Source organism: Bosea sp. RAC05 (genome assembly GCF_001713455.1).
Taxonomy (GTDB): domain Bacteria; phylum Pseudomonadota; class Alphaproteobacteria; order Rhizobiales; family Beijerinckiaceae; genus Allobosea.
Genome location: NZ_CP016463.1, coordinates 99,593 through 125,321, shown reverse-complemented (window position 1 = coordinate 125,321; position 25,729 = coordinate 99,593). Strand labels below are relative to the sequence as shown.

Annotated in this window: 25 protein-coding genes; 17 read left to right on the top strand and 8 right to left on the bottom strand. The window is 63.3% G+C overall.

Translation table 11 applies throughout. From position 1 onward, the window contains the following. Window positions 1-52: 52 nt before the first annotated feature. The 3 genes from BSY19_RS00650 to BSY19_RS00640 all read left to right on the top strand — a co-directional run bounded on the left by BSY19_RS00650 (window position 53) and on the right by BSY19_RS00640 (window position 3,065). Complete coding sequence (locus BSY19_RS00650; protein ID WP_069052382.1) at window positions 53-1,063, top strand: replication initiation protein; 1,011 nt, start codon at window positions 53-55, stop codon at window positions 1,061-1,063. A gap of 212 nt (window positions 1,064-1,275) precedes the next feature. Then, window positions 1,276-2,346, top strand: coding sequence for a hypothetical protein (locus BSY19_RS27250; protein WP_150129342.1), 1,071 nt, complete (start codon window positions 1,276-1,278; stop codon window positions 2,344-2,346). A gap of 284 nt (window positions 2,347-2,630) precedes the next feature. After that, window positions 2,631-3,065 carry a hypothetical protein gene (locus BSY19_RS00640; protein WP_069052380.1) on the top strand — a complete coding sequence of 145 codons (435 nt, stop codon included), beginning with the start codon at window positions 2,631-2,633 and terminating at the stop codon, window positions 3,063-3,065. Here the strand turns inward: BSY19_RS00640 and BSY19_RS00635 are convergent. Then, window positions 3,027-4,703, bottom strand: coding sequence for a hypothetical protein (locus BSY19_RS00635; protein WP_150129341.1), 1,677 nt, complete (start codon window positions 4,701-4,703; stop codon window positions 3,027-3,029). The two genes, BSY19_RS00640 and BSY19_RS00635, sit on opposite strands and share 39 nt — an antisense overlap. A 1,051-nt stretch (window positions 4,704-5,754) precedes the next feature. Between BSY19_RS00635 and BSY19_RS00630 the strand changes: the two genes are divergently transcribed. The 8 genes from BSY19_RS00630 (at window position 5,755) to BSY19_RS00595 (ending at window position 12,831) form a co-directional block, all read left to right on the top strand. Beyond that, entirely contained in the window at window positions 5,755-6,291 is a 537-nt protein-coding gene (locus tag BSY19_RS00630; RefSeq protein ID WP_069052378.1) for a DotD/TraH family lipoprotein, read from the top strand. 94 nt (window positions 6,292-6,385) lie between these two features. Then, a complete protein-coding gene (locus tag BSY19_RS00625) occupies window positions 6,386-7,399 on the top strand; it encodes a type IV secretory system conjugative DNA transfer family protein (protein WP_069052377.1) in 1,014 nt (337 codons plus the stop codon). Window positions 7,400-7,404: 5 nt separating this feature from the next. Beyond that, window positions 7,405-8,637 carry a type IV pilus twitching motility protein PilT gene (locus BSY19_RS00620; RefSeq protein ID WP_083247294.1) on the top strand — a complete coding sequence of 411 codons (1,233 nt, stop codon included), beginning with the start codon at window positions 7,405-7,407 and terminating at the stop codon, window positions 8,635-8,637. A 55-nt stretch (window positions 8,638-8,692) separates the two neighbouring features. After that, on the top strand, window positions 8,693-8,923 hold the full coding sequence (icmT, locus tag BSY19_RS00615) for an IcmT/TraK family protein (protein WP_236840355.1): 231 nt from the start codon (window positions 8,693-8,695) through the stop codon (window positions 8,921-8,923). Between the two features lie 18 nt (window positions 8,924-8,941). Beyond that, window positions 8,942-9,973 (top strand): ParM/StbA family protein, encoded by a 1,032-nt coding sequence (gene parM / locus BSY19_RS00610; RefSeq protein WP_069052375.1) that lies wholly within the window; start codon window positions 8,942-8,944, stop codon window positions 9,971-9,973. Window positions 9,974-9,986: 13 nt separating this feature from the next. Then, window positions 9,987-10,553 (top strand): hypothetical protein, encoded by a 567-nt coding sequence (locus BSY19_RS00605; protein WP_069052374.1) that lies wholly within the window; start codon window positions 9,987-9,989, stop codon window positions 10,551-10,553. Between the two features lie 18 nt (window positions 10,554-10,571). Then, complete coding sequence (locus BSY19_RS00600; RefSeq protein WP_069052373.1) at window positions 10,572-11,717, top strand: secretion/conjugation apparatus DotM-related subunit; 1,146 nt, start codon at window positions 10,572-10,574, stop codon at window positions 11,715-11,717. A gap of 82 nt (window positions 11,718-11,799) precedes the next feature. Continuing rightward, window positions 11,800-12,831 (top strand): hypothetical protein, encoded by a 1,032-nt coding sequence (locus BSY19_RS00595; protein WP_069052372.1) that lies wholly within the window; start codon window positions 11,800-11,802, stop codon window positions 12,829-12,831. A 1,091-nt stretch (window positions 12,832-13,922) separates the two neighbouring features. Here the strand turns inward: BSY19_RS00595 and BSY19_RS00590 are convergent. Beyond that, the gene (locus BSY19_RS00590; protein WP_069052371.1) at window positions 13,923-14,507 is read right to left on the bottom strand and encodes a hypothetical protein; all 585 of its coding nucleotides are present in this window, start codon (window positions 14,505-14,507) and stop codon (window positions 13,923-13,925) included. A 77-nt stretch (window positions 14,508-14,584) separates the two neighbouring features. Then, window positions 14,585-15,274 carry a hypothetical protein gene (locus BSY19_RS00585; protein WP_150129339.1) on the bottom strand — a complete coding sequence of 230 codons (690 nt, stop codon included), beginning with the start codon at window positions 15,272-15,274 and terminating at the stop codon, window positions 14,585-14,587. Window positions 15,275-15,426: 152 nt separating this feature from the next. On the opposite strand from BSY19_RS00585, the gene BSY19_RS00580 reads away from it, so the two are divergent. Further along, entirely contained in the window at window positions 15,427-16,503 is a 1,077-nt protein-coding gene (locus BSY19_RS00580; protein WP_150129338.1) for a hypothetical protein, read from the top strand. An 18-nt stretch (window positions 16,504-16,521) separates the two neighbouring features. Here BSY19_RS00580 and BSY19_RS00575 read toward each other — a convergent pair whose 3' ends face one another. Continuing rightward, window positions 16,522-17,322, bottom strand: coding sequence for a hypothetical protein (locus BSY19_RS00575; protein ID WP_150129337.1), 801 nt, complete (start codon window positions 17,320-17,322; stop codon window positions 16,522-16,524). A 256-nt stretch (window positions 17,323-17,578) separates the two neighbouring features. Between BSY19_RS00575 and BSY19_RS00570 the strand changes: the two genes are divergently transcribed. The 3 genes from BSY19_RS00570 to BSY19_RS00560 are packed head-to-tail and all read left to right on the top strand — an operon-like array spanning window position 17,579 to window position 21,164. Continuing rightward, window positions 17,579-18,334 (top strand): hypothetical protein, encoded by a 756-nt coding sequence (locus BSY19_RS00570; RefSeq protein WP_150129336.1) that lies wholly within the window; start codon window positions 17,579-17,581, stop codon window positions 18,332-18,334. Continuing rightward, window positions 18,334-20,451 carry an NAD-dependent DNA ligase LigA gene (ligA, locus tag BSY19_RS00565; protein ID WP_069052366.1) on the top strand — a complete coding sequence of 706 codons (2,118 nt, stop codon included), beginning with the start codon at window positions 18,334-18,336 and terminating at the stop codon, window positions 20,449-20,451. The genes BSY19_RS00570 and ligA overlap by 1 nt, the downstream gene beginning before the upstream one ends. A gap of 35 nt (window positions 20,452-20,486) precedes the next feature. After that, window positions 20,487-21,164 carry a hypothetical protein gene (locus BSY19_RS00560; RefSeq protein WP_150129335.1) on the top strand — a complete coding sequence of 226 codons (678 nt, stop codon included), beginning with the start codon at window positions 20,487-20,489 and terminating at the stop codon, window positions 21,162-21,164. Window positions 21,165-21,167: 3 nt separating this feature from the next. Here the strand turns inward: BSY19_RS00560 and BSY19_RS00555 are convergent, their stop codons facing one another. Then, a complete protein-coding gene (locus tag BSY19_RS00555) occupies window positions 21,168-21,767 on the bottom strand; it encodes a hypothetical protein (RefSeq protein WP_150129334.1) in 600 nt (199 codons plus the stop codon). A 126-nt stretch (window positions 21,768-21,893) separates the two neighbouring features. Here BSY19_RS00555 and BSY19_RS27245 point away from each other — a divergent pair, with 126 nt between their 5' ends. Further along, window positions 21,894-22,298 carry a hypothetical protein gene (locus BSY19_RS27245; protein ID WP_150129333.1) on the top strand — a complete coding sequence of 135 codons (405 nt, stop codon included), beginning with the start codon at window positions 21,894-21,896 and terminating at the stop codon, window positions 22,296-22,298. 154 nt (window positions 22,299-22,452) lie between these two features. Here BSY19_RS27245 and BSY19_RS00545 read toward each other — a convergent pair whose 3' ends face one another. Continuing rightward, window positions 22,453-22,746 (bottom strand): hypothetical protein, encoded by a 294-nt coding sequence (locus tag BSY19_RS00545; RefSeq protein ID WP_069052362.1) that lies wholly within the window; start codon window positions 22,744-22,746, stop codon window positions 22,453-22,455. A gap of 244 nt (window positions 22,747-22,990) precedes the next feature. Between BSY19_RS00545 and BSY19_RS00540 the strand changes: the two genes are divergently transcribed. Next, on the top strand, window positions 22,991-24,028 hold the full coding sequence (locus tag BSY19_RS00540) for a DNA cytosine methyltransferase (RefSeq protein WP_150129332.1): 1,038 nt from the start codon (window positions 22,991-22,993) through the stop codon (window positions 24,026-24,028). Here the strand turns inward: BSY19_RS00540 and BSY19_RS00535 are convergent. Together BSY19_RS00535 and BSY19_RS00530 are read right to left on the bottom strand one after the other, a co-directional pair. Next, window positions 24,025-24,723, bottom strand: coding sequence for a DUF262 domain-containing protein (locus BSY19_RS00535; RefSeq protein ID WP_171905050.1), 699 nt, complete (start codon window positions 24,721-24,723; stop codon window positions 24,025-24,027). The genes BSY19_RS00540 and BSY19_RS00535 overlap by 4 nt on opposite strands. A 75-nt stretch (window positions 24,724-24,798) precedes the next feature. Beyond that, window positions 24,799-25,689, bottom strand: coding sequence for a DnaJ-like cysteine-rich domain-containing protein (locus BSY19_RS00530; protein WP_150129331.1), 891 nt, complete (start codon window positions 25,687-25,689; stop codon window positions 24,799-24,801). Between the last annotated feature and the right edge of the window lie 40 nt (window positions 25,690-25,729).

The window sequence follows — 25,729 nt, the reverse complement described above, 5'->3', positions numbered from 1 at the left end:
AGCCGTCAGCATGGCGATATGGCGACACAGTTGAAGGTGAGCGACCATTCCCATGACGGAACTCTACAAGGTGCTGAAGGAGCCCGCTGACCCTGGCAACCCTGCCGTGGTCTATGACATCGCGTTCATGCACCGCTCGCTTTGCATTTCCGGCCTCCCAGTCCGTGAGCAGAAGCCCAACCTGGATGGCACGCCGTCGACATTCGTCCGTAAGGGCCAGCGCTTCACCATGCGCATGACGACGAACAACCTCGACATCCCAGACACCAACACCACGATACCGATCGGTGTGCCCTACGGCGCCAAAGCGCGCTGTCTCGTCCTGTGGATCGCGTCCCAGGCGAGCCAGTCTTCCTCAAACAGCAATCGCTGTCTGGAAATTGGGCCGATCAAGCAATGGCTGCATGGCATTGGCATCGGCATCACTGGCGACCAGATCAATCTTGCTAAGGCTCAGCTGATCAAGCTCAGCCATACGAACGTGAGCGTGACCGTCCGAACGGCAGCTGAGAGTTGTGAGGACATGCTGGTGTTTCGCAACGATCAATTCATCGCGTCAGGCGCCATCGCCACCGACGATATGTATCACTATCGGGATGGGCGGCTCGACAAGGTGCGTTGGCCTCAAGCTATCAGTATCCCCGAATCGACCTGGAATCAGTTTCGACGCGAAATGGTCCCTATCCCGATGGAACGGCTGCGCATGATCGCGCATTCCGCCACCGCGATCGATATCTTTATGTACCTGAGCTACCGGCTGCCCCGTATTCCTGTCGGCGAGAAGGTCACCGTCACTTGGCGCCAGCTCGCCGAGCAGTTCGGCGGATCGAGCGATCCAAAGTCCCAGCCGCCCTCCCACTTCAAGAAGATCTATTCGAACGGGATCCAAGCCGCGCTGAAAGCATATCCCGAAGCACGCATCGACGAGGTTAGCGAAGGCCTCGTACTTCATCATAGCGACGTAGCGAGCCTTAGGCGCGCCTATATCGCTTCGTCACCGATCGCGCCCGCTAAGCCCACGCTCGTTCGGAAACGCTTCACAGCTCCGGAGGCTGCTGCATGAACCGCGCATAGAAAACGCCTGCCGGGACGGCCATCCCGGCAGGCGTTGATCGAACCAAATCGCCCCGAGAGGCAAATCAGTCTTCTTCCGACACCTGAAGGCTATTCCCCTCCCGATTCAGCGTCAAGCACCGGATGTCCGCGTCCGAACGATGACGCCTGGGCTCTCCACAGCTCGCAATCGTCCTGGCGTCAGCCGGGCAGGGAAGACGCTTGTCCGATATCCGCACACAGATCCTGCTTGCCATGGCCGGTGTCCCCGAGGGCTTCGAACCCTTTGCGGCGGCATATCGCGGGGTGGTCGAGAACAGGTGGACCGTCGAGGATATCGATGAGCTTCAGAAATCTCTGCCCACACCCGCTTCGCTGCGGACCGAGATCGGCAAACTCAAAAGACGCCTGAGCCGCCCCCGCAAGCCCTATCGCACCAGATCACGCCGTGAAGGCGAACGCGGTCGTGGGACATTCGGGCGAGCGGTCAAGCGCCACAGCATTGATGCTGCTCTGGACATGAACCTGCGCGACGGCGCCGTTCGTTTGCTTGAGCTGCTGATCAATCGCGGAACCAGGCGCCCGATCGAGGTCTGCACCAATTGGCTCGCAACAGACCTGCGCAGAACGACCCGCACGGTCCAGACCTATTACCGCCAGCTGGAGGCGCAGGGCTACTTCGATCACCTCAGCGTCAATCGGAAGACCGGGCGAACCACCATCGTCCTGTCCGCGCGTTGCGAACCGCCGCCATGGCGCCCCAAGCACTCTTCGAAAAACAAGACCTCGAGGCTGACCTCTTCTGGCGACCAGGGTGCGAAATTTTCGTCGCACACAGTCGACATAAAGTCAGACTCTATTTGCGTTTTGGCTTTTGACGACGCGGACAAACACGCTGCCTCAATGGCGACCCCGGCAGCTGCAAATCCGGCCTCGGCCCGCATCCCACCAGGAGCGGCACACGATACAGCTTCAGACCTTCAGGCTTGCTCGCCCCATGGCACTGAACCGGCTGATCGCGCCGCAATCCCTTCGACCGCAGGCTCGATCCCGCTTGCCAACGCGAGCACCGATCCGACACCGGAAACCGGCGATGAAGGGATATCGGAGGCAGGCGCCTGTAGAACCAGAAGTCGTTCGCCCCGGCTTTCACCACCCAATGGGCCAGGCGAGGCCACAGAGCCGTCCAAGAGCTTTCCGACGAGGCTGATGCCATCCGCCATATCGAGCGCAGCCGGCAGGCCCTGGGTCAGCCGTCATGCTGCGCATCGATCGCGGGACGGCCCTGGATGACGAGCGGCCTACCGCCTCTCCTGATCGACTGCCAGCCGCACGCACTCTCCAGCCGGTCAAGCTTCGATGGCCAAGTCGCCGATCTGGCGCAGCCATGCTGCCGGGTTGATGAGCAGGCAAGGCCAGGCGCTTTCTCGGGGGACATCGCCGCCTGCGCTCTGGCGAAATCTCGACGTCACCGCTCCATGGCAACAGCCGCAGCCCCCACCTGGGGATTGCGATTGCCTTGACGCGCGTTCGGCCGGCCGATTCTGTGGGTGAACTTGATTCTCCTGGGAGCTGACATGGAGATCGTCCGCAGCTGCCCAGTTGGCCCAGCCGAATTCGGGCTGACCATGAACGGTTGGCATGTCTGCCGCTCAGGTGACACCGAGATCCTGTTGAGCCCGCGCCCCGACGGGGAGATCAAGATGACGGTCCTGATCTACGCGATTAAGTGGTCGCGGACCTGCAAGGGCGGACCTGGTTGCGTCTGCATCCGGACGCCGGCGCCGGGCTGGCTGCCCGATCCCGCCTGCAAGACGATCTATGTCCGCGGCGAGAGGTCGTTGAAGTCCGTCTCGACGCACGACAGCCTGTTGGACGCTCAGGCTGCCTTCCGTCAGATGGTCGCGCTCGGCTATGACGGGATCGATCTCGATACGACGATCGACTGGAGCGATGCCGCCATGGCCCTGGCGTCAGCGGCCTGGATCCTCGGCAACGAGGTCCTCGCCTGAGACGAGCTGCACGTCCTCCCCCTCAGGCGTGCTGAAGTCTCTCTTCGAGATCTTGAGCTGCTTCATCCTCTCTTCGACGTTGACCAGGATCCGCCTGACGCTGGCGATCTCCTCGGGAACACCTCGCACCGACTCCACGAGGTCGACAGACCAGCCGCTCGGCTTCTTGGCATAGGAGGTCGATACCGTCTCGTCGACGATGTGACCGACCATCGCCGAGATTTCGGGGCGCGACAGCCCGCGCGCGTGCTGATTGGCGATGAACTGGTGCCGGCACGAATAGAGCGCGAAATGATATTTCCGCTTCGACCAGAGCTTCTTCTCACCGATGTCGTACAGCATCTGGGAGCACTTGCTGAAATTGAGATCGAACTGTCCTGCGGCATGCCACTCGCGGCCTCGACGAGACATGCGTTCGATGATGGCCCGCTTGCCATCCGACAGTCCGGTCAGGTCGAGGGTCCGCGCAAGCCCATTGCCTCGACCGTTCGTCGCCTTGGCGTTGATAACAAACAGGTAGGCGCGCTTGAACGTCTCGCCAGGGGCCGGAGGGAACTCCTTGTACTCGGTCGTCTTCCACTCCGACGGCCGCAGTCCCGTCATCAGACCGGCATCAATCCAATCGCTCAAGAAGTAGGACGTCTCTGACCGGCGGTGGAGGCGCAGATAGTTGACCACGATCAGGTAGTCGGGGTGGGGGAATTCCTTGCGCTTCTGGGACGACGTCTTCTTGGCCCGGTCCGTGGTCACGACCTGCGCCTTCTTCGAGCGCTTCGCCGTCGCCATCATCTCGGCTTCGTTGGGGTCGGAGTACTCGATCATATCGATGGCCTGCTCGGCCTTCTCGGTCGCAAGCGGATGCAAGGCCGCCAGGATCGATTGCCGGTACTGGCGCCATGTCGACGGCTTTAGGGTGTAGCGCAGCCCGATGCACCACGTCGCGAAGTCGACCGGGTCGAAGCTCTCGACGTCGAACTCGATCCCGCGCTCACGACGGAAACGCTTGATGAGATCCTGACCGCGCTTCAGGTAGGCCGCGGCAGTGGCTGCCGTCCTGGTCGGCTTATTGGGTGTGCCGTCGATGTGATCGATCCGATTGGCGAAGACCTTCGCCTCCATGCCGGCTTTGACCGCCTGACGGATCTCCTCGATGACCGACGGCGTCGGCGCGACCGCGATGTTCTTTCCCAGCCGCATGCTGCGCATCGGTGTCCGGCCAGGGGAGGGCATCGCCTCAACCTGACTGAGATCCTCAGGCAGCTCAGAGAGCTCCTTGCTTCCAACTTTTGATTTCGCGCCGGTGTCAACATCGACACGCTCCCCTTTCTTCGGGGGCACGGGACGGGGCGGCCTCGTAATCGCTTTCGCCTTCGTGTCAACATCGGAGACAGCCGGGCTCTGCCGGACTGCCCGGTCCGCGCTCGTGTCAACATCGGAGGCGATCGCCCTGGGGGCGGCCGGCATCATCGCGGCCCACCTGTGGGGCGGGTCGTTCGAGGCGCGGGCCGAGCGCAGCAGGGCCACGCCGCCGAACTGCGGCATCGGGCGGCCACCTGGCAGCCTGGGGTTCACGGCTTGCCGGGAGCCCTCTTCAGCGGCTTCTGCGTGACTGCTGCTGATCTGACTTGTGTCGGTCATCGACGCTCGCTTGCCTTGTTTCCTGGGGCTCCTGGCTTCGATTTCGAGGATGCCAGCTGCACGACTTCGAAAAGCGATGCGAAAGCATACCCCCCGAACGCCCCCGTTACTCAGTACAAATGTAACACTAATCAAGGACTCTGCAACGCCAAACCAAGAATTGCGGCAAGGACCGATCTGGCGATCCGTAGAGCTCGAACCTGCGTCCTCGGCGGTCTCGGATTTTTGTTACTTTTGGCCGAATGTGCGTTGCAGATTCCCGGTTACGATGGCTTGTCCGGCGCGGCTTTGATGAGACCCCCACAGCTTCATCGGACTCCGCGACTCATGACCATGATCCGCCATGAACACTCCAGGTGAACGATGGCGGATCATGGGGATTTCATGGGCGGCAATGCCCGTCTTCGAGGAGTGGCCTCGATTCACGATCCGTTCTCAGTCGTCGAGGTGGCTGCCGGCGCCCAATCAGCCACCGCCATCGGGCACCATGGCCTCCCCATGGCTGATCCAGGCATCTGACAGCCAATTTCCGAGCGGCATTCGAGAGCCCGAAACCCCAGTAAAATCCCCATGTCGCGCCATGTTTCACCATGGCTTGCGATGGCGGATCAGGCATGCCGGGAAGAGCCTGCCCAATGGCGGCTTGGGCGACATCAATTCCGTGACAAAGCCCGAATTCCGGACGACGGCGCAGATCGTTTGGGCCTTTTGCAACGCAACCCAAGGCATTTGCAACGCACGGCCAAGCGAATGAATCGCGCATTCGGGAAGAGGTAACGCAGCCTGAGTCGGAAGACACACGAGGCTGTGGTTTCGCAACAGAAAACCCGGCGAATGCATCACTAATCCACGGGTGCACACGGTACCATGTCAGCCCGACACGGTACGCACAGCGTACGCTGTGCGCCCGCTGTCCACCTCAGAGTTCAAGAAAGGATTGCCAAATCGCAGAGATCGAAGGACGATGGATTTGCAGACGGTGAAAGGATTGCGATTAAGGACCGGCAAAGGAATGCCGAATCGGTCGCGAGCCACGCCAAGGAGAGATCGTATGACACTGACCCGTAGGGCGCTGGTTTGCGCCGCGTTCGCGACGTCGCTGACCGTGATGGGAGGCTGCGCCAGCAAGGTGGCCGTCGAGGCCCCTGTCGTCGAAGGCCCGGATGCCTCGAAGCTCCTGGCGGAGTCGGCCGATCGCGCCGCCCGCGCCCAGGAAGAGCTCGCCCGGATCCAGACCGCACGCACCGCCCCCGTTCCCCGGCCGGTCGAGGAGAACCTCGCAGGCGTTCCCGACGACCTGCGTCGCACCGCCACCATGGAATGGTCCGGTCCGGCCGAGGAGGCCGCCCGTCGTATGGCGGCAATCGTGGGCTGGGACTTCCGCGTGATCGGCAACGCGCCTGCGACCCCGGTGATGGTCAGCGTCTCGATGCGCGACATCGCCGCGGTGAAGATCATGGAGAACATCGGCCTGCAGGCACAGCCCTTCGCTCAGGTCGCCGCCATCGCAAGTCAGCGCCGCATCGAGTTCAGGCACCTCGCCGGCGGCCGGGCTGTTCGCGCGACGTCCGACCGGATGACCAAGTGACAGCCGCTCACTCCCAGGGAACCTCAGCCATGAGCTTCGTCCGCAAGGCCCTGCTTTGCTCGGTCGCGGCGTTCGCCCTGGGGGCTGCGCGACGATGCAGCCTCCCGCAGCGCGCGACCCTTCCGCGGTCAACCCCGACTACAAGGCCGGCCGCCTGGAGATCCCGGTCTCGAACGTGCCCAGCCTCGAGGAGGTGGTGAACAAGGCACCGTCGCACGACAAGGTCGCCAAGACTGGCGAAGACAGGCTTCGTGGCGGCGCCATGAAGGATGCCGCGCTCTCTTACGGCGCCCGCGCCGGCCTGGCCTGGGAAAGCCGCATCATCAACCGGATGCTGCAGGAGCGTTCGGCTGAGATCGCCCGCACCTATGATTTCCAGCGCACGATGATCAAGGGCCCGGAGAACGTCACGATCCTGCCGCCGGTCATCTCGGAGGCCCGCCAGGCCTGGGAGACCAGCGAAGCCGGGAAGACCCTGCGTGTCGCTGACACGGTCTATGAGATCGTCGAGCAGGCCAGGTTCTCGGCCGTGCCGCCGTTGTGGCAGGCCTATCTCGTTCGCGACTACAAGACGCCTGAGGCGCCGCCTGACAGCCTGCTGCCGAAGGATTCCACCGAGCGTGCGCAGTGGCGCGACTGGGTGAGCGAAGGCTGGGCCATGGGCCAGAAGCAGGCTCGCGAGATCTTCCAGGCCGACCTGGAGCGCCTCGAACGCGATTTCAACGGCATGGTCCGCTACAAGGCCCTTCTCGAACAGGGCAAGGTCTCTGCGCCCGTCGTCGCAGACGCTCGCTTCGGCACGACTGGCACTGGCCAGGACATGCGCGTCAACGATCGCGCCATCCGCATCACGCGTGACCCGTCCCTCCAGGTCGGCAATCCGCAGGGCTGGAAGTCGGCACCGACGACGCCGGGCCCGGAGGGCACCACCACCGGTCATGCTCCGGGTTCTGCTCCGGCGAAGGTCGAGAGCAAGGAAACGCGCCCGGCACCAAAGCCGCGCAGCGCGCCCTCGACGCGTCGCGCCTGGGATGGCGCGAACAAGCCTGCAGCTCCCGTGGCGGCCCCTGCCGCTCCTGCCCGTCCTGCAGCTGCGGAGACGTTTTGACCGCTATGGACACGCAGCTGATCGAGCGGATCATCGACGAACCGGCCCCGGTGGCGCGCGCGAACTTCGCCGCGCGCCACGACGGCTCGTTCTATGAGTTCGCCGGCGGCTTCACCCACGACAATTTCGACGATCTGCTCAAATGGGCTGGCGAGCGCAAGGCGTCCGACATCACCTTCCAGACCAACGAGCCTGTGAAGTCGGAAATCGGCGCGCAGATCGTGCCGATCACCCGACGAGCCCTGTCGAAAAACGAGATGGAGGACCTCGCCCGGCACGTCTACGCCGCGCATGGTCCCGGCATGGTTCTGGCTGGCTATGACCTCGATCCGTCCCATGAGGTCCGGATCGGCGGGCAGCTCTTCCGCTACCGCGTCAACGTCACCGGCATTCGCGTGCCACAGTCGACCGGCATCCAGATCACCGTTCGAACGCTTCCCCAGCGCCCGATCCCGCTCGCGCATCTCAACGTCGAGGAGGGCATTCTCGCCAACAAGCGCCCCAACCAGGGCCTTTTCCTCGTGACCGGCCCGACGGGCTCGGGCAAGTCGACCCTGATGTCCTCGATCCTGGGGGATATCGTCTCGACACCCAACGCCAACGAGAAGGTGCTCGAATACGCCTCGCCCATCGAATACGTCTATGACGGCATCGTCGACCCGTCCTGCTCGGTCGCCCAGACCGAAGTCCCCAAGCATCTTCGCCCGCATGACGGCGGCGGCGCGGACTCGCAGGAAAGCCTCTGGGGCTACGCGATCCGCAACGCGTTGCGGCGCAAGCCGACCATCATCAGCATCGGCGAGGCGCGCGACAAAGCCACCATCGCAGGCTGCGTCGAGGCGGCCCTGACCGGTCACCTGGTCTATTCGACCACGCACGTCATCGGCGTCGCGGAGACGCTGCGGCGCCTGATCCAGCCGTTTGGCGGCGATGAGAAGCGCGCCATGGGCTACGACATCATGCAGTCGATGCGGGTGATCGTAACCCAGCTGCTCTTCCCGCGGGTCGGCGGAGGCAAGGTCGCGTGCCGCGAGTTCGCGATCTTCGACGCCGCGACCCGCAATCAGTTCCTGACCAAGAACCCCGACGACTGGCCGGCATTCGCCCGCAAGCTGATGGTCAGCGGCAGGATCATGTCCCGGACCATGTCGGAGAGCGCCTACCAGGCCTATCGCGCAGGCGCGCTGAGCCGCGAGGACTGGATGCGCATTGTCTCGGCCGAACGCGAATCCACCTGAGGAGGCGACGATGGCCCATTGGCGAGAGACATCCAAACCTGCCCGGTTCTTCAAGGTGGACGCGCGCGCCGGGATCTTCGTGATCTTCACGCTGGTCCACTTCCGCGTGTGGACCGTCGCAATGACCCTGATGATCATGGTCCTGTTCTGGTTCCTGGAGATGCGCGGAATGTCGCTCGTCGCGGCCTTCCGTGCGCTGCGCGCCTGGATCATCGGCGATCACCGGCCAGCACTCGGGCGCTTCAAGGTTCGCGCGAAAATCGACTTTCAGAGACGGCCCGACTGAGGCCCAAGGAGCAGCATCATGACCAACAGCATTCTCGTGGCCATCGACGACGGCTACGCCCAGACGAAGATCTTCGGCGTCTCACCGACCAATCCGGGCGAGCGGCTTCGGACTGTCTATCGCACGTCGCTGCGTCCGGGGCGCCTGCGGCTGGCCTCGATCGGGGGTGAGGGCGTCGTCGACTGCTATCGCACCGAGGAGGGTGACGAGTTCACGGTCTCCGAGGATGTCGCCTCCGAGAACACCCAGTTCGACAGCTTCCATGTGTCGACGATGAACCGCGTCCTGGCCCATCACGGTCTGGCACTGGCCGGCTACCGCGGGCTCGACGTCGATCTCGTGACCGGCCTTCCGGTTGCGGACTACTTCGCCATCGACGGCGGTCTGAACCAGGAGATGATCAAGGCGAAGACCAGCAACCTCCTGAAGGGTGTTGAGCCTGTCTCCTCTTCGGGTCCGCTTGCGGTCATCAAAACCGCTGACGTGGGCTGCCAGGCCGTCGCAGCGCTGTTCGACTACGCCCTGGACGACAACCTCAACCCGCGCGAGGGCGTCGATATCCGCGGCAAGGTCGCCATCGTCGACATCGGCGGCCGCACGACCGACATCGCCGTTGTGGTCGGCGGAAATCAGATCGACAACGCCTCCTCTGGAACGCGCAACCTGGGCGTTCTCGACGTCTACAAGCTGCTCGAAGGCTCGATCCAGAAGAAGTTCGGGATCCGGGACTCCATCCCGATGAAGGATCTCGACGCGACGGTTCGGTCCGGCACGATCCGCCTCTGGAACAACGACGAGGACGTCAGCGACCTGACGCGGACGGCGATCCGCGAGATCGAGAACCAGATCCTGCGCGAGGTCGAGCGCAAGCTCGGCTCGGCCGCCATGATGAGCGCAGTCGTCTTCGTCGGCGGTGGCGCTGCCCTGTTCAAGGACGTCTCCTCCACCCTGCGCAACGGCTGCACGGTCGAAGATCCTGAGTTCGCCAACGCCCGCGGCCTCTGGAAGTACGCGATGCTTCAGGAGCGCAAGGGCCGCAAGGCGGCCTGACAGGAGCATTGAGGTGGCAAGAAGGAACGTCAATCGCAGGGCGCAGCGCGTCAGCGTATATTTCTGGCCGAACGTCGAGGTCGATAAAGTCGTCATCGACGTCATCAACACGCTCAAGACGGCTGGGCGCTCCTCGGATATCCTGCGCTTGGCCATGCTGCGCGGGATGCGCGAGCTCGTGGAGAGCGGCGACATGCCGCCGGCTCTGATCGATCGGCTCGACCTCAAGCGGCGTCTGTCCGTCCGGATCCCGTCTCCGGACCGTCCCATGCCGGTCTTCCAGATGCCGGTCATCTACACCCCGGTTCCGGTCTCCCCACCGGAGTCGAACGAGCCTGGGCACCCTCTCGACGCACCTGCACCCGTTGCTGCGCCGGCAGCACGACGGTCGGCGAAGGCCCAGGCGAAAGCGGCTGAAGCTGCGCCCCTAGCGGAGCCGGCGTCTATGCCGTCGTTCACCGAGGCCGCCATCATGGACATCGAGGCAGCCGGCGATGGGGGTGGAGTGCCTGACATGCTGTCGGGCCTGATGGGCCTGATGTCGTCGAACCGCGCTTCCCGTGAAGCGCCCGAAGCCTGAGTGACCTGAGAGAGCGATATGGCAGCCAAGAACGACCAGCAGGGCAACCAGCACCCGGAGGCCACCTTCATCGTCCTGTGTCTCGTCCTGGCGGGCGTGGCGTACCTTCTGTGGCACTTCTTCAGCGGCTACATCATCCGCGGGCTGTTCCCGATCCAGTGGCTCCAGATCAAATTCATCCAGCTCACCTCCGGCATCGGTAGGACCGGAACGGAGGTGCTCCAGTTCGTCGAGGCAACGATCAAGGGCGATCAGGACGCATGGACGATCGGCATTGCCGATTTCTGGGCGATCCGGACGATCGTGGGAGAGCGTGTCCAGTGGCTCATGCTGGGGTTGACCAGCATCTTCGTCGCGATCCTGGTCAAGCGCAGCTTCAAGACCGACGCCTACAAGCGCGAACTCTCGCTGAATGGCCTGATGTCCTACAACGCGGAGCATTGGCGCACGAGCACGTTTTCGGTCGCATTCGATCCCGACAAACTGTGGCCGCAGATGGCCCCGCAGCGTGCCCCAGGAGAGTGGCTGCGAGACAACGAGATCAGCTACCAAGGCGGCGATCTCAACAAGGCCAAGGCCGAGAGCGTCATGGCTGAGCAGCTCGGGGTGCTGTGGCAGGGTATCGACAACGTCGCTCTGCACATCCAGGTCATGCTGATGATCATCGGCGCGCACGCCGTCAGCCCGTCGTCTGGGTCGAAGAAGAAGGCGTCCGATAAGCTCCGCGGCGATATCACCGTCGCCTATACGATCCACAAGGATCCGGCCAAACGAGATGCGATCGTTGCCAGCCTGATCGCTCCGTTCCTGGCCAGCCCTGACATCACCAAACTGATCGTCGAGGTGACCAAGAAACACGCCTGGACCGCGACGATCCTCATCGAGTTCCTCGAAACATCTCGAAAGGCCGCAGGCGTGCTGCCGTCGGCGGAATTCCTCTGGCTGAAATCGATCGATCGGCCGCTGTTCTACGTCCTCAACAACGTCGGGCGCCGGAAGTACCATGTCGAGGGCGCAGGTGCGATGTCGCACTATTTCTTCGAGAAGGGCGCCAAGCGCGGCCTTTCCGAGCCCCGTGTCGAGAATGCAGTTGCCGGCATTCTGCACTATCTCAAGGTTGAGAAGATGGTGGATGACCTGAGCCAGATGCCGTCCGACACTTGATCCTTCAATCCACCGCACTGCTTATGAATCGGACGGCTGATCCAGCCGTCCCACGAGTCGCCGCCAAGGCCTGGAGTAGCCGATGACGATCGCCCGCAAGGTGATGAAGCACGATCCTGGAATGCGCTTCATCGTGATCGAGGAAGACGGCCTGCCGGCAACGACGGAAGTCGTGCGGATGGAATCCGGTTGGAGCATCCTCCGCAAGAAGTCCGGTCAGTCGATCGTGCTGCTGGAGAACCAGCGCGAGGAAGATGCGCGTTCGGTCCTGGAAGGGATGGTGCAGAGCCTGAAGCCCGCGTCCGATGCAGCTCCCCAGCAACCGGCGGATCCGTCGCCGGCGGCCGCATCGATTCCCCGCACTTATCGCTTCGTCGGCCCCGCCGCTCTGTCTGGCACCCTGGTGCTCGGCGTGCTCGCCGGTGTCGTTCTCTATGACGCGGCGAAGGGCGTGAACAAGCTGGTCTATCGCGAACCCGTCAAGGAGGCTCCTGTAGCCCCGCAGGTGAGCGAACAGCCCGCTTCCCCGCCTCCGGTCGTCGGTCGCGTGACAACGCCTCCTCCGGCCATCCCTGCGCTTCCAGGCGTGGCCGCAGCGGTGACGGCGACACCACCGGCGCCGCCCAAGGCTCCCGAGCCCGAACTGGCAGCACCTGCTGCCCTGAAGGACGCCTTGAAGGATGGACTCAAGCCCGAGACGCAGGCTGCTATCGATGCCGCTCGCAAATCCGTTGCGACGACAGGCGCCGACAAGGCACAGGGCGAGCTCGAACAGCTCCAGGCAGCCCTGGCGCAGCTCAGCGCCAACGAAAAGCTGACGCCTGATGTTGTGCGCCAGCTCCCGCATGATCTGGCTCAGAAGCTTTCCGAAGCCGGCGTCGTGGCCACGGCCGAGGAAGCCGCTGCGGCCGCCAAGGCGCGGGGCCAGAAGGAACTCCGAATCGTGCGTCTCGAACCCGCCATCATCGATCGTCTGCGCGATCGCGACGGCGTCGCATCGGTGCCGGAGGCCGGCTCCTGGGCCCTGACGAACAACTCCGTGGTCATTCCTCTTCCGGGTGGCGGCGACATCAAGCGCCCCGAAGATCTGAAGACATTCCACCTCCAGCCCTGAGCGCGGAGGGCTGAGATCAGACAAGGCGACCGGTCGCTCCGGTCGCCTTTTTCTTTGGCCGCTTTGCGTCTCTCGCCATGAGCCGCCATGGACCGCCATGGCAGCTCATGGCGGCCAATTTCATCGGACTCCGCTCCCGATGGCGCCACCGGGCACCCCCGAAAACCCAGTAAAATCCCCATGTCACTCCATGCGCGTCCATGGCGAGACATGGGCGATCGGCATCGAAATGCAGGCGTGCCGAGCAGTCTTTCCCCCAGGTGCTCTGATCTTCCAAAAATTGAGCCTCTGGAAACGACTCGCAGAGCGTCAAAAGCGTGACCGCATGACTCTCGGGTCGTTTATGGCTACGCCCCGAGAAACCGCTGTTTCCACGCATTACAAGCGTGTGCGGCGCACATGGTACGCACATGGTACCATGTGCGCCCGCTCTGCGTACCATGTGCGCCGCACACCTCATTCGCCAGCCTCTCGGTGACACCTGGCCCGTGCCGGTGCTTGCCGATCACGGCATCACGCGAATGACACGCCCCCCGCCACGAGTGAGCGTGTCTCAGCGACCGCTCGGTAGTTGCGACCTCGACCTGTTTGCGTCCAGAAAGCAGGCGAGCGCCCAAGATGCGGTCGTCAAGGAAGCGCAACTGAAGGGCGCTTCACTTGCTCCGCTCTGCGCGTCTCGTCGACCGGCTCCGGATCTGTCTGCAAGAGACTTGGTCGTTCGCATGTGCCCGCCGCGACCGGACTGTTTCGGCCCCAGACGTCCATGTGCACACATGGAGAGACGGATGCCGAAAAAGCACCTCGATGCAGACCATCAGCGCCGGCACCGCACGGCTGTCAGCAAAGCGATGAAGGACGTGGTCGCCCGATCGACCTGCCCTTCATGCAGCCGGAAGTCAGCACTGAAGCGAGAAGACTGGGCAGGGTTCGTGCTGCTGACCTGTCGCTGGTGCAAGCACGAGGAAGGTTACGACACCCTCAGACGGGGCGGATAAGACGAACCATCGACCGGCTGACGGACGTTGCCCCTGACAACAAAAAACCGGCGAAGCCATGGGCCCGCCGGTCTGGATTTTCGATTGCTCTGGCTGTCAGCAGGACATTGCCATCTGCGGCTGCAGCTTCGCTTCGAGCGCTTCGATCGCAGCCAGGTTTGGATCGCCGGCGATTGTCCTCACCGAGATGATTTCGCTCTCGGAGACCATGGCGACCGCCTCGATCGAGCGACCCTGCTCCCGGCGCAGCACGACGAAGTCGCAAGGGTCATCGTTTGCCAGGCCCAGCTCCGAGCGCTGCGCGACGCGCTCGGCCTCGGTAGCGGCGCGGATCCAGAGATAGCCGTCACCCGATGCGACAACCTCGGCTGCGCGGATCTTGTTGCGTTCCTCTCGCGGCGTCTGGGACCAGGCACGGATCATACCCTCCGGGGTGAGAAAACCCCGCGTCCGTTCCCCATTGACGTCATGGAGGCGCCGAAGGGCTTCGATGGCAGCTTCCGCGGCCGCACTGGCTGCTTCAGCACCCGTGTATCCCTTGGTGCCATAGGAAGGACCGACCGGGTAGGTGCCGTCGATGACGCCGTCGTCGAGCACCAGGATGCGCTCGCGTGCGATGGCTGACTTCAAGCGGGGATCGTCCTGACGGGCGAAGCTCTTGATGACGAACATGCGGTCCATGGGATCCTCCGGTACATCTCGGAGAACTGTCGCCGTAGTGCATGAAAGGCACAAAGCAGCGGCCCGGCCGCTCATGCCTAGAGCGTCGGAGCTGGCTTGCTCGCGTGGAGCTCCATCAGACGCTCCATTTCCTGCTCTTCCGCGAGTGCGACGGCGCGTTTCTGGATCAGGTCCCGAAGGGCCTTCTCGGCCTTGGCGATTTCCTCGTCGAGGCGGAAGACATTGTTCGATGCGTAGATGAGTCCGGCTTCGGCGAAGCGGCCTGGCTCTGTCTCGATAGCGGTTTTGACCGCTCCGCGCATGATCTCCATGAGTTCGCGGGTCGCGCCATCAGGGGCCTCGACCATGAACTGGCCATGTCGATTGGCCTTGAATCTGAAGGCTGAGTTGGGCCCGGATTCGTAGTGAGAAAGGATCTCACCATTCTTGACCTCGAAGCCACAGGAGGCGTTGAGCGCGATACCGCGGATCGTCACCGTGCCCTCGACCTTGACGTAGGCTGAGCGGGCCGAGTTCGGGAGGACATCGACAACGCCCTTGGGCGTCTGGATCTGGAGCGATCCGACGTCACTCCTGAATGTCCGCTTCATGGGTACCCTCCCGCGCAAGTTCGACATCACCATTTCCTTGTCCTGCGAAAGTCGCAACGCCTCCTGCCGTTCGTGACGCGCCCATACCATCGTGGTGCGCACACCCGCTGACAGCGGCGCGTGGACAGGCACGTCCCGGCCCATCTCGCCAGCGAACCAAGACAGTGGGTCGGTCACATCCGGCGACTATGGGGCAGCAACCTCGTTCTCGGACAGCGGGAGCATGTCGCCCTGAAGACATCCTTCGAGGGCAAGCACCGGCGAAACTGCAGCTGCTGACTTTCGCCACCCGACAGTAGCTTCGACTGACGATTTCAACGGGTGGTTCGATGTCGCAAAAAGTCGCCTGGGTCGAGCATGCAGCCGGCATAAGAGGGAAGGGCCGCGGCCAGCGTTCCCACAAATGGGTCTGGATGCGCCTGTCGACGCCAATCTCGATCCGCGAAGCCGAGGCGTTGTCCGAGCCCGAAGCTCTCGTCACGTCCTATGAGCGGTTCACCACCGATCGCGCGCCGCGCCAGAAGGAAACGGTCAGGCGGGCGACACCTGGTCACGACGGTTCACTGTGGAGGCCCTTGCAAGATGGCGAGGGTCGCCCGCTCACGGCCGCCGGACTGGCCAACCTCGAGGCGAGCAGACGCGCCAAATTTTGGCCGGTGCCGAAGCCCTACAGCCGTTACGGCGAGCTGCTCCTTCCCGAGGCGGATGTGATGATGGCCATCACTGCGCTGGATGTCGACGGACGGCCGCTTCAGCGCGCTCGTGTTGGCCGCGTCGCCGAAAGCCTGTGTGAATTTGCGGGCGTACTCTGGCGCAAGGACCCGGAACCGAGCTGGGTCATCGGACTGGACGGGGGGCGGGCTGTTCTCGACTACGCCCGCGGCCTGTCCAGCAAGGAGATCCCGGGCCTGCGTGTGCGGATCGACCAGCGTGATGAGGCCGAGGCCATCGCGCGAGCGCTCGGAACGGCCAAGAAGCCCAAGCTGTCGAAAATGAGGGTCGAGAAGGCTGACGCGCAGTTCCTGTCCCTGGAGGCCGTTCCCGCCACGATCCAGGCGATGACCAACGCTGTCTGGGCGATCCGCCGAGAGGCCAGGATCAACGGTTGTGGCCATACCGGGACGATGGAGGCCGACGCAGCCTTACAGGAAGCCTGGGTCTACGGGGCGGACTGGACAGGTGTCGCGTCGAAGCTGCAGGCGTTTGCGGAGGTGGTCGCCAGCGATGTTCGCAATGACTACCACAATCGCCATCGCACCGACTTCTTCGACGTTCGAGCGTCCGGCTACGGCTGGGCCAATGTCATCGAGACCAGTGTCGCAGCCGGACTGTTCCCGCGGCATGTCGGGGAGACCCTCGTTGCCTGTCAGGATACCGACGAATCCATCGCCGATCTGGGCTTCTGAGGACCAGCTGCAGGCCGATCAGGGCTTGGGCGCCTGCTCGGCCTGCAGCTGCTCGATGGCGTCGTCGAGGTCCTCGATGGCGACATCGTTTTCCGTCGATAGCGAGATGAACCTCTGCATCTCGGCGCCGTGATGGGCGGCGTTGCGGGTGAGGTATTCCCTGGTTCGCAGCTTGTCCTTCTTCTCGTTCGACATGACCAGTACGCGGCCCTCCAGAGAGGCAGCCCATTCTTTCAGGGCTTGGGCGAGCGAGTTCAGCATCTCCTTCGGAGCTGTGATGCTGATGCTCATGTTGCCGGCAGGATGAAGGATGAGATCGGGATGCATCTCGATACCGCCCTCGGCCAGATGCGTGACGCCGTGGATGAACTCGACTGTCCTGCCGCCGAAGCTGAAGGCTCCCGGCACACTGGCAATGGTCCCGATGCCATAGCAGCCCGTCACCGAGATCTGGCCGAACTCGGGGACATCGACGACATGACTGTCAAACGCGAACGGATCAGCCGGCCTGTCCTGCGTCGCATACGGGTCGTACAGGGGTTTGGCGTTCAGGGTGTTGGCGCCTTCCGGCGTCCAGACCTTGCCGTTGTAGGAGACCTTGGCAACGAGTGCCCCGCTCCGGTCATGGACGTCACCACCCGACCAATTTCTGGAGCTGAGATCGTTGTCATCGATATACTTCCGGCAGACGCGGGATGCCTCGATGAAATTAACGACAGGCTTGCGCATGTTCGCTACCCCTGGGAGGGGGCGATCCGGATCCTGCGCATAAGTTGGGTTGCCGACGGACGACAGCGTGACGGTGTAGCGCATGGGCATGGATTTGCTCCGAATTCGACCCTGAAAGGCTACCCGAGGGCCTGGCAATCGACAAAAGAGCGTGTCGAGACCGCGTTTTGGGGCGTTCGATCCTCTATCCACGTCAATTTAAGTGCAGCAGGAGCATTTCATTGTTCCTTGAGAACTAGCCGGAATAGCTTGGACTGAACGGAGCCGATCCTGACGTATGGAAAGGTTGGGCATCCCAGTTCGAGGTGCAGAGATGACAGTGACCAGCAGTTCCTCAGAGCAGGCCATGATGAGCCTGATCGCATGGGTCGAAGCCCGTCACCGGCTGTTGGAGCGGGACTTCGACACCCAAATCATGCTCCTGAAGCTCCTGCGGAGCGCACTGCCAGGCTGCAACCCTGATCTTCGGCACCAGTTCTTCCGCTCGTTGCGCGGTGACCTCATGGGCGCAGTCGAGTTTTTTCACGCCGTTCTCCCGGGCTGGAATTACATGCTGGAGAGCAACGACGCGGCGCCGCTGTGCCGGATCAACAACCCTGCCTCCCGCGGCAAGCCCTTCTTTGCCAGTCACACGTCCACTGTGCCCGGTACGCGCGGATGCATCGCCTTCGCCATGATCCTGGCGACGCTGCGAGCGTCCCTTTTCGACATGCAGAGCCGCCTTCCGGTGGCGTCCACAGCTGCCCACCTGTCCACTGTCCCGGCTCTGATCAATCAGGCAGAGCAGGGCCCGGCGACGGCAGCGACCGCTCCGGAGCTGCTACCGGTCGACATTGCGCCAGCCGGGCCTTCAATCGAGCTGCCGACCGCCGTCGCCGGATCTGCCTCGAAGGCTGTTGAGCCGGCCATCGCGATCCCGACGCAAAACGCGATCGCAGATGCGACGGCAACTCGTCCGATCGTGTTTCCCGTGCGCAGCGAAGTCGTGCAGGTTCCCCGCGGCGATTATCAGCCCAATGCCCTCGATGAGCTGGCCACGATCGAGCACATGATGGCCGACCGATTCCCGGACGTGTTCAAGAAGGTGGCCGAGCACGCGTGATGGCAACCACCACCGAGATCGCCGCTGCAAAACTGGAGCTCGAAACGCTGGCGCGAGACATCGCCCGGCACGACAAGCTCTACCATGGTGATGACGCCCCCGAGATTTCCGACGGTGATTACGACGCCCTGCGCCGGCGCCTGACCGAGCTTGAGCTGGCTTTCCCGGAACTCAGCAGCATCGCAGCTGCAGCCCATGGTGTCGGGGCTGCGCCGTCGGCTCGCTTCTCGAAGGTGAAGCACGCGATCCCGATGCTGTCGCTCGGCAATCTCTTCGTCGAAAGCGAGGTGCCCGAGTTCATCGCCCGCATTCAGCGCTTCCTTGGCCATCCCCCTGGCAGCGCGATCCGCTTCGCAGCCGAGCCCAAGATCGACGGCCTGAGCTGCTCGATCCGGTACGAGAACGGGCATCTGGTGCGCGCAGCCACCCGTGGCGATGGCGAGGAGGGTGAAGACGTCACCGCCAATGTCCGGACCATCGCCGACGTCCCTCAGATCCTGCGCCACGCCGACAAGGCGCCCGCTGTTCTCGAAGTTCGCGGCGAGATCTACATGTCGAGGGCTGACTTTGCCGCCCTGAACCAACGCCAGGCTGCAGCCGGTGGAAAGCTCTTTGCCAATCCGCGCAACGCCGCGGCCGGGAGCCTGCGCCAAAGCGATCCCAAAATCACGGCGTCGAGGCCGCTGCGCTTTTTCGCCTATGCGTGGGGAGAGACCAGCCGGCCACCGCTTGGCGGGCATCTCGGCATGCTCGAAGCGCTGTCGTGGATGGGCCTGCCGGTGAACCCGCTCACGACGGCTTGCGCCTCGGCAGGCGACCTGATCGCGTTCTACCGCGACATCGGCGCCAGGCGAGCCACGCTCGATTACGACATCGATGGCGTCGTCTACAAGGTCGACGACCTCGCGCAGCGCGAGACGCTCGGCTTCGTGTCGCGCTCCCCGAGATGGGCCATCGCGCACAAGTTCTCGGCCGAGAAGGCGACGACCATCTTGCGAGACATCGAGATCCAGGTCGGTCGCACCGGCTCGCTGACGCCTGTGGCGCGGCTCGAACCCGTCACGGTCGGCGGCGTGGTGGTATCGAACTGCACGCTTCACAATGAAGACGATATCGCGCGCAAGGACATCCGGATCGGTGACACCGTCACCGTGCAGAGGGCAGGGGACGTCATCCCGCAGATCCTGGGGCCGGTTCTCGACCGGCGCCCAGCCGAAGCCAGGCCTTATGCCTTCCCGACGCGCTGCCCGGTCTGCCAAAGTGAGGCGGTCAAGGAAACGGACGACAGCGGCGAGCTTGCCGTCAGGCGCTGCACCGGGGGGCTTCGTTGCGACGCCCAGGTGGTCGAGCGTCTCAAGCATTTCGCGTCGCGCGAGGCACTCGACATCGACGGGCTCGGCGAGAAGCAGATCCAGTTCCTGTATGACAGCGGGCGCATTCGCCAGCCGGCCGATATCTTCCGGCTGAAGGCAGAGGATGCCAAGCGTCCCGATCGGTTGGCGCATTGCGAAGGCTTCGGCGCCGTCTCGGTCGAGAAGCTGTTCAAGGCCATCGACGAACGCCGCACGGTCGCGCTCGATCGCCTGATCTACAGCCTCGGGATCCGGCATGTCGGCCGAACGAACTCGCTTCGCCTGGCCCGCCACTACGGGTCTTTCGACGCCTTCCTCGAAAACGCTTCGTCTCCGACAGGGCGTGCCGCTCTCAACAGCATCGAAGGCGTCGGACAAGCAGCGATTTCCTCGCTGGACAGGTTCTTCTCGGACGAGACCAGCGCGATCATCGCGTGGGATTTGGGATCGATGGTCTCGGCCATTCCGCTGGCGACAGCACGGCAGGACAGCCCTGTGTCTGGAAAGATCGTCGTCTTCACGGGCACCCTGCAGCGCATGACACGCGACGCTGCCAAGTCCGGCGCCGAGTTGCTGGGGGCCAAGGTGTCCGGCACAGTCTCGAAGAAGACCGACTATGTCGTCGCCGGCCCCGGCGCCGGCGAGAAGCTCGACAAGGCGCAAGCCTTGGGCGTGACCGTTCTGACGGAAGATGAATGGATCGCATTGACCGCTGCTGACCAACCGACGACCGCCGATCTGGTGACGACGGAAGGGCGCGCATAATGGCCTCCGGACACCAAACTGCTGAGGTGAGTGCCATGATCGAAGCAGGAAACCCGAACGCTTTTGACGAGGCTCTGGAGGTCTCCGCCAGCGACTTGGTCCGCTTTGAGGCCAGCCGATCCCAGGCTGCCTCGGTTCTTTCGACGATGCCGCGCCGGGATGCGGAGAAAGCCGTTATCGACACCATTCTGGGGAAGAGGAGCGTGAGCGGTACCGCGGGCAGCAAGAGCCTTTGGCTGCTCGACGATGCCTTCCTGAGCTACACCAGCGCGGACGGTGAAGCGGCGATGGCTGACATCGCCATGGATCTCGCCTCTCGTTTCGAGTTGCTCGACCCCGGTACCAGCCTCTCGGTGTTCTTCGCCCGAGATGCTCACGGGCAACCTAACAGGCTTCTCATCATCGAGGCGCGCGCGGCGATGCGCGACATTTTCGAGAACAGCAAGGCGCTGCTCAAGGCGAGGATCTACGCCAGCGCAATGGCCGAGCACATCACGACCGTGCGCGAAGTTTCCTACTACTCCATCGCGGACATCGGCGATGAGTTTCACGCTGACCTCAAGCGCACCGGATTCAACGCGATCTTCTCGCGCCAAGAGCCGGTCCTCTATCGTGACTTCCTGGTGGGGAAGTCCGACGACGTGCCGCTCCACTTCTTCATCCTCGCGCCGGCCGCCCTGCTCACGATGATCCAGGCCCGGCTGGCTCGATAGTCGTCACTCAGCGCGAATGGCGATGCGCCCTTTCTGGATACCAGTGACCGGGCGGGAGCTGCTGGTGCGCATGATAAGCGTCGCCAACTGCTCGCTCACCGCTTGCATGAAGTCGATCTGCCCGGACTGCGCGGCCATTGACTGCATGTCCGCCAACACCTCAAGGCGGGCCCGCTCATCGATGTTGGCCGCAATCATCGAGCGCGCGAAGTCGAGCACTGGTGTTGCGAACATGACTGCGACGGCCGCCATGACCAAGATCCGCCTGCCGGAGCTCATGGCACCCCTGCTTTCCAGTAGGCTTCGCAACGCCGTTATGAAGGGGATGGCAACCGGAAAAGAGGTCATCGCCCATCCAAAGCCAAGAAACATCTGCTCACGCGTGTAAGAGACATCGCGAAGGCTGCCGATCGGCAGATGGAACAGCCCGTGGTCGAAGGGGCTCAATCCGAGATCACGAGCTGCGATCCAGAAGACCACCGCCGATGGGATGCAGGCGATCAGGGTGACGAGGATGGTGTACTTCTCCTGATCGAGAAACCAGAGGACGCGATCCCGAACGTGCATGTGATCGTGCCCCTGTCGCCCTGAAAACAGCGCCAACGCTGGTTCATAGAAAATGGACGGTCAAGGACGCGACTGCCGTGTTGCCGAATTTCCCCCGGGCGATCGCGCTCCGTGACGCCCGCTCCCGTCCAAAACTCGAACTCGATATGGTAGAAGCTCAGGATGCCGTTCTTTCACGCCACACTGCGACGTCATCTCCCCAGCATCACTCGATATGGGCTTGGCGCGCGAGGTCATGGACAGAACTGGCCAGGTTGTGCCGAAGGGGCCTATCTCAGCACCCACCCAGCGGTCTGCGTCGCCGTGATGATCGAGCATTACATCCAGTTCGGCGAGCCCGGAAGCGTTCCGGCCGAGCACCTCAAGGAGATCTGCATCCTCGTCATCGACGACAGCAGGGTCGACGCCGACCGGCTGGCGCAGGATCCCCAGGCAGAACGCAAGGACAGCCTGATCTATGCAGGAGTCATCGATGTGGCCGGCATGCCTGTGATCGACATCGAGGCGGCCTTGGCGTTCGAAGCCGAGGAAGATTACCCATCACATCCGAAGCCGATCCTGGCCTAGTAGAGCCAGGAGGGCGTCACGATGCGCAAGTCAGAGATCAAGGTGATTTCGACACGTTCGACATGCACGGCAGCCAGTCATATCGCTGGCGCGTTTCTGGAGAGCTTGCCTTGGAGAAGCTCGCCGCCGCGATCCGGACCGCTGAGCGGAAGGCTCAGGTGGAACAGGGCCGAGAGGTTTTCACGGCGCGGTGACGCAGCCGCCGGCCGGCCAGCATCCCGTTCACGATCAAGGCCGCTCGATCAAAGCCTGACACCTCAGCGGAAAATCCGGCAGGTGTGGAAATCTCGATCTGCCCCGCAGGACAGGCCAACAGCCGCGCAACCAGGACCCGCTGCTGGCTCCTGCCGCCATAGATATCCATCGACAGCGCGCCTTTGAGCCCGGCGCCGATGTGGTCGGCCGTGATGGCTGATCTCACGCTGGCGGATGTCTCGATGACTTTCACTCGGTGACCCTTCGTTGGCGCCTGCCATCTCCTGAGGCGAGGGCTTGTTATCGGACATTCCTAAACGCGAGCTGAAACAGCCGGTTCCTGGGCCGGATTGCCGCGGCGATTCGATGGTTATGCCTACCCGATCCTTTAAGCCGCTTGCGTTATCCACAATGAATCCAATGTCGGCCGACGCGCAAGGGGATTAAATCGAGAGAGCCAAGATCGTGATCGTGGATTGGCGCCCTAAGCCAATCCATTGGCATGGACGAATCGGCGATCCCAGGACACTTTCATTCCTTCATGGCAAAGGAATGATATGCGAGTCCTCGATCTCTTCTGCGGCGGCGGCCTTTCATCCCAGGGTGTCCACGATGCCGGCGGCATCACCGTCGCAGGTGTCGATATCGACGCCTATGCCCGCTCGGTGTTCGCAGCCAACAATCCTGGCGCGCGACTGTACGATTGCCGGGTCGAGGATCTGGATCCTTCCCTGATCGAAGCCGAATGCGGTGCAATCGACGCGATCGTCGCGTCACCCGTCTGCACGCACCACTCGATCGCGCTCGGCAACAAGCCCAAGGACACCGTCACCCTGGAGACGGCGCTGGGCGTCCTGAAGTTCGCCGGCGTGCTGCGTCCGAAGATGATCATCATCGAGAACGTCGAGAAGATGCGTTCCTGGTCACGCTATCCCGAGCTGCTGGGTGGCTTGGCTCGTCACGGCTACAGCGTGACGCAGCATGTCCTCGACGCGAGCGATTATGGCGTCCCCCAGTCGCGCGAGCGGCTGTTCCTCGTCTGCATCCTGAACGGGACGGCGCCAGCATCCATCCCAGCCCTGCGGCATGATCGGCCGACCGTGCGCTCGATCCTGGATCCCAAAGGCCGGTGGCCGACCAAGCTTCTCGCCGACAAGGCTGCCTCGACCCGCAAACGTGCCGGCCGCGGCATCGAGGCCCTGGGGCCCAACGAGGCCTTCATCACGGTCTACTACGGCAGCGACGGCGCCGGCTGGCAGAGCCTTGATCGGCCTCTACGCACCGTGACGACGCTCGGACGGTTCGCGCTGGTCGAGCCCGGTCCCCAAGGCCACACGATCCGCATGCTGCAGGTCGAGGAGCTCAAGCGGGCCATGGGTCTGCCGTCGAGCTTCAAGCTGGGCAGCGGGACAGTCCGGTCGCAGACGAAGGTCATCGGCAACGGCGTCTGCGCGCCGGTTATGGAAGCGGTGTTCCGTGAGGCGGCCATCTCGGCTGGTCTGATCGCCAGGCCAGACTCGGCCATCGCCGCCTAGAGCGACGGCGCTGCAGGGGCGTCTTCGAGCGCCCAGGCCATGGCGTCGGCGAAGTCCTGTTCCGACATCGGTACGCCGACCCTGGCGATATGCCGGAACGCATCGAGTGCGTCGGCCGGCGAGGCGCGATCGAGGATCGTCGTGGTGCACTGAGCCGAGCGAACGGCCTTGCCGAAATGATCGAGCCAGGTGATGGCCTCGTCCGAGATGTCGATCTGCTTCTCGCGCTTGCGGATAAACGGCCAGAGCTTGGTCGAGTCGTGTACGATTCCGGCCGGCACAATCAGGTGCTCGCCCATCACCTCGTCCTCGTGCGCGAACCGAGCGCGCCTCTCATGGGTGTCGAAAACGAACAGCTGCTTTGAGCCCCAGACCTCGCGTTCCGCCTCTGACAGCAGGGACAGATCTGGCATCGGGTCGCCGGGCATCCGGAGCGACCAGGCAAAGGTCGCGAGCCGGTTCTGACCATCGAGAATGATGCCCTTCGGCTCACCTGCGGGCTCGATCGGCCCCAACCTGGTGCGGCCGACCCTGGAAACGTCGACAGACGCATCTGGCTCCCAGATCAGGATCGATCCGATCGGCCATTCCTTGGTGATGCTGGTCCAGAATGCTTCGACATCCGGCCCTCTCCAGACATAGGGGCGCTGGAACGATGCAGGCACGAGCTTGCCGGCCGCGACGTCGCGCAGCACATCCATGAGGAACGAGCTCCGGGTCCGGATTTCCATGGCGTGACGATTCCTTCGCTGCACAGCGCAGTCAGCATCCTACATCGAGGGAGCGGATGCGTGCTCCCATTCTTCCTCGCGCACCTGCTCGGCGGCTTCGGCTTCCTGCCTCGAGGCAAGGGTCGAGATGACTTCGAGAACCGCCACACGGTTCAGGATCGTCCGCGGCCAGCCGGGGCGCTCGTCATGCCCTTTCACGGTGCCGCGCAGCAGGACCTTGTCGCCGACATCCAGCGTGAAGGCCGACGTGATCGAAACGAATGCACGCCCCTCGTCGTCGGCCATAGAGGTCAGGTGAACCTCCTGCATGCCGCGACCCTTGAACTTCTTCGACAGGAACGACGACTTCGCCCGGCAGGTCACCACGATGTCCATGCGTTCGCCGGGCGTCCCGACCGGGACCGAGTTGGCATAGAAGGCGCGCTCGTTGGCGAGCCGGTCCAGTGCCTCGGGAAGGGCCTTCAGCTGAGCGTCCGTCAACCCGCCCCAGGTCTGGCTTGCAATGACCAAACGCTGGACGAACTTGTCCTCGCTGGCGAGCGCGCGCGCCCAGAGCTCGGGATTGGCTTCGACGAATGCCTGATGCTTGGCGGCGATGTTCGCCTCGCGCTCGGCCTGTCGAGCGACGCGCGTGTCGGCCGCCTTCTTGCGTCTGCGATCAGCGGCATCGAGTTCGGCCGGCGTGTAGAGCCGCGCCTGGATGAACTTCTCACCCTCGCCGTCACAGGCGATGCAGGCCTTGCGCCGATTCTTCGACCAGCGGCCCGACCCGCCGCAGCGCGAGCACCCCTCATAGGTCTCACCAAAGGCCTTGCCGGCCTCGTTCTCGAAGACCTCGCCTTTGTGCGGACTGCCGTCGGCGAAATACATCCCCGAGGGGCTATACGGCCGCGCGCCGTCGGCTTCGTCAATGGATTCGGTGTCGCTCATGGTGGCAATCGTGCCACGCGATCATGCATGGCACGAGATC